This is a genomic window from Flavobacterium sp. I3-2, assembly GCF_013389595.1.
In the GTDB taxonomy this organism is placed as follows: domain Bacteria; phylum Bacteroidota; class Bacteroidia; order Flavobacteriales; family Flavobacteriaceae; genus Flavobacterium.
Genome location: NZ_CP058306.1, coordinates 3,542,259 through 3,549,933 on the forward strand (window position 1 = coordinate 3,542,259; position 7,675 = coordinate 3,549,933).

Genomic DNA, 7,675 nt, shown 5'->3' on the forward strand with positions numbered 1-7,675 from the left:
ACTTTTATTCTTCTTCTCCTGCTTCATCTATGGGGTAATCGTCTGTAACTTCTGCCGATTGTATCGGTTCGGGTGTTGCTTCTTCCGTAGTGCCGAAAAGGCTCGGTGTGGCAAATTTGTCCGATAGTGAAGTTTTGCGTTTGCGTATGGCTTCTGCATAGTCGGGAAAATCGGCAGGGTTCGGCACTTTCATCCACGCTTCACGGAATTTGCCCTCTTTTTCCAGTTCGTCTGCCTTTGCCATAGCTTCTTTATACTTCTTGTCCCTGGCTTCCTTTTCTTTCTTCTCCTTATCGGCTTTTTCCTTTTCCATTGCCGATTGTTTTTTGACTTCCTCCATTTGTTTTAGAAACTTTTCCATATCCACCATCAAACCCGAAACGGTTTGTACTGGTACGGTTATCTGCTCAAAAAATTCCTCGTCAAATTCCTGTGCAGTAGCGTTGAGTGTAAGGGGCGGAATAAGGTTTTTGGCATTATCTCCACATTGTTCGTTATTGAGCATAACCGATACGATTAGCTTGGTTTCTGCTCCCTTTGAAATGTTCAGTTGCAATACTCCTGTAAAGTCCAACTGCTGTATCTGATTGAAAAAATTTGTGTTCATCGTTCTAATTTTTTTGTTTGTCCTCTAATCGTTTTTTCTTTGCTGTCAGTTTATTGTACATATCCGTCCAGTAGGCGTTCTGTCTTTTGTCGAACTCGGAAAAACTTTCGTCCTCGTGCCTGTAACCAGTGAACCGTTTACTAATCTTTATGGCTTCATCAAGGTCAGTGACTTCGATAGAGCATCCGTTTAAATCCATTACTTTCATAGCAATGATAATTTGCGTTCCAAAAGCGTTTCCAGTATTTCGCTATCACTTTCATAAGTTTCCCCCTCAAAATGGTAGGTGTCTGTATCTTCGTCAAATTCGTAGGTTTCCAAATCTTCATCGCTCAAACATACATCGTCCAATATGCCGTTTTGATAAGTTGCCCTGCCATATATTCCGTTGCTTATTTCCTCATAATCCTGTACAAAATCAACTTGGTATTGGTCTGCTATGCTCCGCAGTATCTCGGAGTTTGGCGACCATTTTGTTTCGTACTGAAAATTTCCTTCATCGCCCTCGTTCCAATAGATATTGAAGAAATACCCACCGTTTGTACTGTCTGAAAAGTCGGGCAATTGCCCTTCTTCGGCTTGTTCTTCCTTTTCTTTTAGGGTTTGGAAAAGTTGTTGTATCTGTCTAGATTGCTTCGGGTTTTCCCTCGAATACAACCGTATTACTGCAACAATTCGCCATAATATTTAGTTTTTAAGGCTACTGCCGTTTGCAAGGCGGTAGCCTGTGGTTTAATTAATTGAGTTGGAAAACGTCTGCACCGACTTTCTGAAAAGAGGTACATAATTCAAATGCTTTCTGTGATTTGAGTTGAGCAGTACCGCCCATTACAATACTCTGCAATTTGGCTTCGTCGTCTTTGTAATTTCTTACGTTCTGATAGTAGCCTGTCACCGCATTGTATGCTCCGAACAATGTACCTTTGGTGGTGTCCATCTGTTGGGTATCGCTTACCATTGCATATGCAAAAGCATCTTCAACCACGTTTTTGAATACTGTGGAAACTTCATCTTCCGCACCTTTTTTTAGCAGTTCCAATGTTTCCTTATTTGGGCAAAGTGCCAGTTGGATTAGCTTTTTAACTTCTTGGTCTGAAACTTTTACTTTCGTCCACTCATTGAAAATCCCTTCTAATTGGTGACTGAACTGGTTAGCAATTCCCATAACTTTATGTGCGTTGTCCAAACGTTGTTTTGCTCCTGCGGTGTGCTTAATGCGTACAACATTGCTCATATTACGCAAAGAAGCATTTAAGGTATTTTGGCAAACGATACGGATAGGTGTAAAAGCGGCTGTAATACTACCGCTACCGTCATGCGAAGTCGTAAGGAAGATGTATTTTTCTGTCACATCATCGCCATTGCCCACACGGATATAACTCGGTAATTTGGCGGTAATAAAAATGCGTTCCCCATTACCCAAAGCTCCTGCTGTTTCGTATAAAATGCCGTCCGTACCGCCTACAATACTGTCAAAGAATGAAAAAGCATCCCTGTTTTGTACGATATGATAGTCTTTACCGACCACACCCAAAACTGCATTGTTATCGGTGCGTATGTTGGCGAAATAACTAGGTACTTCCAGTTCGCTATTTCCAATCTCGATACCGTTAGCAGTTTCTATAATGCCTGAGCTTTTTGTAAAGAGTGGAGATTTTACCACTTCATAATCTAACCCTGCGTGTCTGATTGCTTGTTCGCTTGTTGGGTAATCCTGTACGATTTGCCCCAAACCGTGCCACGCTTTTTCCTTTACACTAAAAAATGAGTAACGTCCTGTTCTGCTGTTGAAATTGATATTATGTGCCATGTTGTTGAAATTTTAAAAGTTTGAAAAATGAATATTTGATAGCTGTTAAAATGGTAGGTCATCTTCGGTTTGCTCCGCTTTAGCCTTGCCTTTGTTGTTATTGTCAGTAGCCTGTGCGGTTTCTGTTTTCCTGCTACCTCCGTGCAGTTTGATTTGCGAGGTATGAAAATTCAGTCCTGCTTTTGGCTCTCCGTCATTTCCTGTCCACGCTCTTGTACTTACTCTGCCTCTCAGTTCTACCAATGTGCCTTTTGTGAGTAGTCTGGCTACGTTGGGAGTTATCCAGTACGAGCAGTCGAAATAGGTTGTTTCTTCTATGCGTTCGCCCTGCTTGTTTTTGTAGCTGTCGTTTGTTGCTACTGAAAAGTTTACTACTTGTTTGTCCTGTGACGTTGTGCGTACTTCCGCATCTCTTGTCAGTCTTCCTGTGATGTTCATGATTTTCGATTTTTACGTTGTTAAATTCCTGTTTGATTTTTTTTTGATTTGATTTATTCGGCAATGAGAGGAGGTGCTTGTTTTCGTTTCACTTTTTCCATTTCTAATGCTGATAATTTTCAATTCTGACATTTTTTTTATTCGTGTAAAGAGCCGGAGTATGCTTTGTATCGTTTCACGAGCATAAAAGGTTAGTGTTTAGCAACAGCAAGGTTTTGCAAAAAAATACTACCCTTGGGTGGAGATTATTTTGCAAACCCGGAGGGCATGACCTTGCTGTTGCGTTAAGAACACTGAAATACCTTTGCTCTTGAAATGGAACAAAAACAGCATACCGGTTCTTGAATAAAAAACTATGTGGAAGGCGGTGAAAATGGCATTGGGTAATGGCCTGATGTGGTAACAAAGCATGCAGCCATCTAGGCTGAATTTTAAATACTTTTTAATAATACGACTATGCAACCTAGTCTGTAGCTAAAATAATTGTGGTTGCATTTAGTCAAATACTGCCTCTAGGCGACAAACAGAACATTGTTAAACCTTCATCTTACAAACATTGATAATTTCAGATTCTATTAATGTTCTAAATGGATTTGATATGAAAGAAAATTTGCAGAAAACTAGAATGACAGCAGAGAAATTGAGAAAAATTATGAAAGGTGATAAAACTGAAATGTCAAACGAAGATGCCTCCAAAATGCTTGACTTTTTAAAAAAGCTGGCACGCATCACTGTAAAAAAATATCTGGAAAAATGAAAGCAGGAAGAGACCCCATTGCAGATCTATATGTACGTGTAAGCACAGATGAGCAAGCTGATAAAGGTTATTCGCAGCGCAATCAGGAAGAAATGTTACGCAAATATTGTGAGAATTATTCTATATCAATTCGCAATGTTATATACGAAGATCATTCTGCAAAGACCTTCAATAGGCCAGAATGGAAAAAGTTAATCACGAACCTCAAAAAGAAAAAGAACAGCGTTGATTTTATCCTTTTCACAAAATGGGACCGTTTTAGCCGAAATGCCGGTGATGCTTACCAAATGATAAATCAACTCCGAGATCTCAATGTAGAACCACAGGCAATTGAGCAACCATTGGATCTATCAATACCAGAAAACAAAATGATGCTCGCATTTTACCTTGCAGCTCCAGAAGTTGAAAATGACAGGCGGGCATTAAACGTATTTTATGGTATGCGACGGGCGAAGAAAGAAGGAAGGTATATGGGGTTGGCTCCGGTTGGTTATAAGAACAAAATTGATGAGGCCGGAACTAAATACATTACACCAAAGGAACCAGATGCTTCCACCTTGCGGTGGTCGTTTGAGCAATTAGCAAAGGGAACATACAACACCGAGCAAATTTGGAAGAAAGCAAAGGAAAAAGGTCTGAAATGCAGCAAGAACGCTTTTTGGCAAGTAATAAGAAATCCACTTTATTGCGGAAAAATCTTTATACCGACATTTAAAGATGAAGAGAGCTATTTTGTACAAGGGCAACATGAAGCGATATTAAGTGAAGAACTATTTGAACAAGTGCAAGACGTTTTGGATGGCAGAGGCAGAAAATACCGCTTAAAGATTGAAACTCGTGATGAATTTCCATTACGAGGATTTCTGATCTGTCCAGAATGTGGAAAATTATTAACAGCAAGTCGTTCCAAAGGTAGAAACAAATATTACAATTATTATCATTGCTATAAGGGATGTTCTTTGCGAATCGGTGCAGAAGAGTTAACTGAATTATTTAAAAATGAGCTAAGACGCTATGCACCTTCAAAAGAAGTAATAGAAGTCTATAAAGATATTTTATTAGAGAGCTATTTAGAACAGACCAAGGATATTCAAACTTCAAAAAAACAGATTTCTGTACAACTTAAGGATTTAGCAAACAGGATATCGCATATTAGGGATTTGTTGGCCACTGACAAGATAGACGCTTCGGAATATCATGAGATAAAGAACCAATACAGTACGTCTATTGACCAGCTAAATAAAAAGTTTCAGGAAGTTTGTGGGCGAATACCAGATATAGACGAGCTATTGAAAAATGACATCGCAGAATTTCTCAAGCTCGATAAGGTTTTGCAACAAAGCAACAGTGAAGACTTCAGGGGATTTTTAAACCTGATCTTTCCAGAAAAGTTGCTATTCGATGGGATATCGTTTTCAAAATCAAAATTCTGCACCGCTGTTAAACTAGGTTATAGTTATATCTGATTATCCCAACTATAAAAATTACTGTAGAAAAAACACTTATCAAAAATGCCCAATTTGGGCATTTTTTTTGGCTTATTCCGTACAGGATTGCAGGAGATTTATCGCTGACAATCCTGAAAATCATTTTTAAATAAAACGACTATTTTATACCAATATTCCTGAAAAATAAGGGATTAGATGCTATTGATTTAGTAAATTAGTACCAATAAAAGCCAAAGAGTGCTACTATATACGAAAGATACTGTTTAATGCTTTGCAACGCAGTTTTTTATCGGGTAACTCCTAGGTCATATTTTGTGCAATTTTATATTTAAAGAAATGGGTTATATAGCAGACATATACATACGAGTTAGTACAGACGAACAAGCTGATAAAGGTTATTCCCAAAGAAATCAGGAAGAGATGCTACGTAAATATTGTCTTAATCAGTCAATTGAGATAAGGGATGTTATTTATGAAGATCACTCAGCAAAAACATTCAACAGACCGCAATGGAAAAGCCTTATCACAACATTGAAAAAGAAAAAGAATAATGTAAACCTTATCCTTTTCACGAAATGGGACCGTTTCAGCAGAAATGCTGGTGATGCCTATCAAATGATTAACATTCTTCGTGGGTTGGGCGTAGAACCGCAGGCGATAGAGCAACCACTTGACCTGTCTATCCCTGAAAATAAAATGATGCTGGCATTTTATCTTGCGGCTCCAGAAGTAGAAAATGACCGTCGTGCATTGAATGTATTTTACGGCATGCGCCGAGCGAAGAAAGAGGGTCGCTATATGGGATTAGCCCCTGTAGCATATGAAAATAAAACTTCCGAAAATGGAAAGAAATTTATTGCACCGAAAGAGCCTGACGCTTCCGTTTTAAGGTACGCATTTAAAGAAATTGCGAAAGGTATTTTCAATACTGAGCAGGTGTTTAAGCAAGCGAAAGAAAAGGGATTGAAATGTAGCAAGAATGCTTTTTGGCAGGTTATACGAAATCCGTTGTATTGTGGTAAAATATTCGTTCCCCAGTTCAAAGACGAAGAAAGCCGTTTCGTTGATGGGCAACACGAGGGGATCATATCTGAATCGCTCTACTATGAAGTACAGGACGTATTAGATGGACGCGGACGAAACTATCGCCCCAAGATAAAAACCATTGATGAGTTTCCGGTTAGAGGATATTTGGTTTGCCCCGAATGCAGTAAGTTATTGACTGGAAGTAAATCAAAAGGTAGAAGCCGTTACTATGCATATTACCATTGTATCGGAGGATGTACGCATCGTGTGAATGCTGAAAAAGTCAACGCGGCTATTGTAGAAGACTTAATTGAATTTCTTCCTAAAATCCAAAATGTATCTTTCTATGAAGAAACCATTTCGAAAGACTACCTAGGTGGAACACTAGAAGTACAATCAGAAAAAAAGGAGATTTTGGCAGAAATTAAAGATTATGAAGATCGATTATCTCACACGCGAGACCTGCTTGCTACTCGTCAGATTGAAGCTGAAGACTATAGAGAAATGAAATCAGTCTATAGTTCAAAGATTTCTGCTCTGGAAGCAAAGCTAAATAGAGTTAATTATGATTCAGATAACATTCAAGACCTTATAAAACAAGGAATTAACAAGATAATTGAGATAGAGAAAAATGTAATGAAGGGAGAACTTGCAGAGATATCAAAAGATATTGGTTCAATTTACCCTGAAAAAATCATTTTTTCAGAAAGCCAAGTTCGAACCGCTCGGCGCAATGATTTTATACAACATATCAACCTGATAAACAAAAAGTTATATGCAAAAAAAAACGAGACAAAAGTAGATTTTTCTACTTTGTCCCGTCAAGTCGGGGTGGCAGGATTCGAACCTGCGACCTCCTGCTCCCAAAGCAGGCGCGATAACCGGGCTACGCTACACCCCGATTCGGTTATCTGTTGCGGAGAGACAGGGACTCGAACCCTGGCGACCCGTAAAGGTCGACAGATTAGCAATCTGCTCCATTACCGCTCTGGCACCTCTCCTAATTACAATAAATAATTTGTGATCCAATCAGGATTCGAACCTGAGACCTACTGCTTAGAAGGCAGTTGCTCTATCCAGCTGAGCTATTGGACCTAACCTAACACTTAAGTTATTTTGTCGGGGTGGCAGGATTCGAACCTGCGACCTCCTGCTCCCAAAGCAGGCGCGATAACCGGGCTACGCTACACCCCGATTCGGTTATCTGTTGCGGAGAGACAGGGACTCGAACCCTGGCGACCCGTAAAGGTCGACAGATTAGCAATCTGCTCCATTACCGCTCTGGCACCTCTCCTAATTACAATAAATAATTTGTGATCCAATCAGGATTCGAACCTGAGACCTACTGCTTAGAAGGCAGTTGCTCTATCCAGCTGAGCTATTGGACCTAACCTAACACTTAAGTTATTTTGTCGGGGTGGCAGGATTCGAACCTGCGACCTCCTGCTCCCAAAGCAGGCGCGATAACCGGGCTACGCTACACCCCGATTCGGTTATCTGTTGCGGAGAGACAGGGACTCGAACCCTGGCGACCCGTAAAGGTCGACAGATTAGCAATCTGCTCCATTACCGCTCTGGCACCTCTCCTA

Annotated in this window: 6 protein-coding genes, 8 tRNA genes and 1 pseudogene; 3 read left to right on the forward strand and 12 right to left on the reverse strand. The window is 39.9% G+C overall.

What is annotated here, in order from left to right:
- Nucleotides 1–4: 4 nt before the first annotated feature.
- The 4 genes from HW119_RS16545 to HW119_RS16560 form a co-directional block, all read right to left on the reverse strand.
- Complete coding sequence (locus tag HW119_RS16545; protein ID WP_177766465.1) at nt 5–607, reverse strand: PRTRC system protein E; 603 nt, start codon at nt 605–607, stop codon at nt 5–7.
- A gap of 204 nt (nt 608–811) precedes the next feature.
- Entirely contained in the window at nt 812–1,264 is a 453-nt protein-coding gene (locus HW119_RS16550; protein WP_255497939.1) for a hypothetical protein, read from the reverse strand.
- A 79-nt stretch (nt 1,265–1,343) separates the two neighbouring features.
- Entirely contained in the window at nt 1,344–2,417 is a 1,074-nt protein-coding gene (locus tag HW119_RS16555; protein WP_065720133.1) for a DUF932 domain-containing protein, read from the reverse strand.
- Nucleotides 2,418–2,462: 45 nt separating this feature from the next.
- Nucleotides 2,463–2,855, reverse strand: a complete 393-nt coding sequence (locus HW119_RS16560; RefSeq protein WP_177766467.1) for a single-stranded DNA-binding protein — start codon at nt 2,853–2,855, stop codon at nt 2,463–2,465.
- Nucleotides 2,856–3,453: 598 nt separating this feature from the next.
- On the opposite strand from HW119_RS16560, the gene HW119_RS16565 reads away from it, so the two are divergent.
- The 3 genes and pseudogenes from HW119_RS16565 to HW119_RS16825 form a co-directional block, all read left to right on the forward strand.
- The gene (locus HW119_RS16565) at nt 3,454–3,612 is read left to right on the forward strand and encodes a hypothetical protein (RefSeq protein ID WP_165601776.1); all 159 of its coding nucleotides are present in this window, start codon (nt 3,454–3,456) and stop codon (nt 3,610–3,612) included.
- The gene (locus HW119_RS16570; protein ID WP_177766469.1) at nt 3,609–5,078 is read left to right on the forward strand and encodes a recombinase family protein; all 1,470 of its coding nucleotides are present in this window, start codon (nt 3,609–3,611) and stop codon (nt 5,076–5,078) included. Before HW119_RS16565 ends, HW119_RS16570 begins: the two co-directional genes overlap by 4 nt.
- 318 nt (nt 5,079–5,396) lie before the next feature.
- Nucleotides 5,397–6,383 (forward strand): annotated as a pseudogene (locus tag HW119_RS16825) (recombinase family protein); the annotation flags it as partial.
- A gap of 529 nt (nt 6,384–6,912) precedes the next feature.
- Here HW119_RS16825 and HW119_RS16580 read toward each other — a convergent pair.
- The 8 genes from HW119_RS16580 to HW119_RS16615 form a co-directional block, all read right to left on the reverse strand.
- Nucleotides 6,913–6,987: transfer RNA gene (locus HW119_RS16580), tRNA-Pro, on the reverse strand.
- 16 nt (nt 6,988–7,003) lie between these two features.
- Nucleotides 7,004–7,087, reverse strand: a tRNA-Ser gene (locus HW119_RS16585).
- A 20-nt stretch (nt 7,088–7,107) separates the two neighbouring features.
- Nucleotides 7,108–7,181: transfer RNA gene (locus tag HW119_RS16590), tRNA-Arg, on the reverse strand.
- 24 nt (nt 7,182–7,205) lie between these two features.
- A tRNA-Pro gene (locus tag HW119_RS16595) sits at nt 7,206–7,280 on the reverse strand.
- Nucleotides 7,281–7,296: 16 nt separating this feature from the next.
- A tRNA-Ser gene (locus HW119_RS16600) sits at nt 7,297–7,380 on the reverse strand.
- 20 nt (nt 7,381–7,400) lie between these two features.
- Nucleotides 7,401–7,474: transfer RNA gene (locus HW119_RS16605), tRNA-Arg, on the reverse strand.
- Nucleotides 7,475–7,498: 24 nt separating this feature from the next.
- Nucleotides 7,499–7,573, reverse strand: a tRNA-Pro gene (locus HW119_RS16610).
- A gap of 16 nt (nt 7,574–7,589) precedes the next feature.
- Nucleotides 7,590–7,673 (reverse strand) — tRNA-Ser (locus HW119_RS16615).
- Nucleotides 7,674–7,675 lie beyond the last annotated feature (2 nt).

What these genes read in the sequence shown, in the direction of transcription:
- HW119_RS16560 (WP_177766467.1), bottom strand. Translation starts at nt 2,855, where the DNA reads ATGAACATCACAGGAAGACTGACAAGAGATGCGGAAGTACGCACAACG.
- HW119_RS16555 (WP_065720133.1), bottom strand. Translation starts at nt 2,417, where the DNA reads ATGGCACATAATATCAATTTCAACAGCAGAACAGGACGTTACTCATTT.
- HW119_RS16570 (WP_177766469.1), top strand. Translation starts at nt 3,609, where the DNA reads ATGAAAGCAGGAAGAGACCCCATTGCAGATCTATATGTACGTGTAAGC.
- HW119_RS16565 (WP_165601776.1), top strand. Translation starts at nt 3,454, where the DNA reads ATGAAAGAAAATTTGCAGAAAACTAGAATGACAGCAGAGAAATTGAGA.
- HW119_RS16545 (WP_177766465.1), bottom strand. Translation starts at nt 607, where the DNA reads ATGAACACAAATTTTTTCAATCAGATACAGCAGTTGGACTTTACAGGA.